1 protein-coding gene and 1 tRNA gene are annotated in these 1,463 nt (G+C 48.7%); one reads left to right on the top strand and one right to left on the bottom strand.

What is annotated here, in order from left to right; translation table 11 throughout:
- Window positions 1–41: 41 nt before the first annotated feature.
- A tRNA-Val gene (locus tag ACTHUE_RS18860) sits at window positions 42–118 on the bottom strand.
- A gap of 237 nt (window positions 119–355) precedes the next feature.
- On the opposite strand from ACTHUE_RS18860, the gene tgt reads away from it, so the two are divergent.
- A partial coding sequence (gene tgt / locus ACTHUE_RS18855) for a tRNA guanosine(34) transglycosylase Tgt (RefSeq protein ID WP_440423751.1) occupies window positions 356–1,463 on the top strand: 1,108 nt, incomplete at its 3' end.

Genomic DNA, 1,463 nt, shown 5'->3' with positions numbered 1-1,463 from the left:
AAAACATTAAAAAATAACGGCATAAAGCCGTTATGGAAATTTGGTAGGCACAATTGGACTCGAACCAACGACCCCCACCATGTCAAGGTGGTGCTCTAACCAACTGAGCTATGTGCCTTCATCTAAGTCGCTTATTGTAACGAAGCGTGTTCCCTTTTGCAAGCATCTGTAAATACTTTTCAGACGGCCTGAATATTTTTGTTTGATTTATACCTCATTTTTTATTTCCTCCATCATTCAGGCCGTCTGAAGCATTGTTTTGACAAAGATAAAATCCAGCCGTCAACCAACGAAAAATCCTTTATAATCTGCCCTTTCATTTCACACACACGCGAACGTCCAATCTATTATTGCTATGCTCAAATTTACCTTACACAAAAAAGACGGTCATGCCCGACGCGGCACTTTGGAACTGAACCACGGCAAAATCGAAACGCCGGTATTTATGCCGGTTGGCACTTACGGTTCGGTCAAAGCGATGAACCCGCAAAACCTGCATGACATCAAAGCGCAAATCATCTTAGGCAACACTTACCATCTGTGGCTGCGCCCAGGTTTGGAAGTCATCGAACAATTCGGCGGTCTGCACGAATTTATCGGTTGGGATAAGCCGATTTTAACCGACTCGGGCGGTTTCCAAGTATTTTCGTTATCCGACATGCGCAAGCTGACCGAAGAAGGCTGTACATTCCAAAGCCCGATCAACGGCGACAAACTGTTCCTCTCGCCCGAAGTGTCGATGAAAATCCAAACTGTATTGAATTCCGACATCGTGATGCAGTTGGACGAGTGCACCCCTGGCGAAGCAACGCACAGCCAAGCGCAAAAATCGCTGCAAATGAGCCTGCGCTGGGCGGAACGAAGCAAAAAGGCTTTTGAAGACCTGAAAAACCCAAATGCACTGTTTGGCATTGTACAAGGCGCGATGTATGAAGATTTGCGCGAAGAATCACTGAAAGGTTTGGAAGAGCTCGACTTCCCCGGATTGGCCATCGGCGGCTTATCCGTTGGCGAACCCAAGCCCGAAATGTACCGTATGTTGCGCGCCGTCGGCCCTATCCTGCCTGAACACAAACCGCATTATTTGATGGGCGTCGGCACGCCTGAAGACTTGGTGTACGGTGTGGCACACGGTGTGGATATGTTCGACTGCGTCATGCCTACCCGCAATGCGCGTAACGGCTGGCTGTTTACCCGTTTTGGCGATTTGAAAATCAAAAACGCAAAACATAAACTCGACAAGCGTCCGATTGATGAAAGCTGCACCTGCTACGCCTGTCAAAATTTCAGCCGCTCCTACCTGCACCATCTGCACCGAGTCGGCGAAATCTTGGGTGCACAGCTCAACACCATCCACAATCTGCACTTCTACCAAGTCATCATGGCAGAAATGCGCGAAGCCATCGAACAAGGCAAATTTGCCGATTGGCAGGCGCAATTCCATGAAAACCGCGCCCGCGGTG

This window comes from Neisseria sp. P0021.S005, assembly GCF_051956955.1.
Note: the sequence above shows the minus strand (reverse complement) of the source record. Positions and strands in the feature narration are given on the sequence as shown.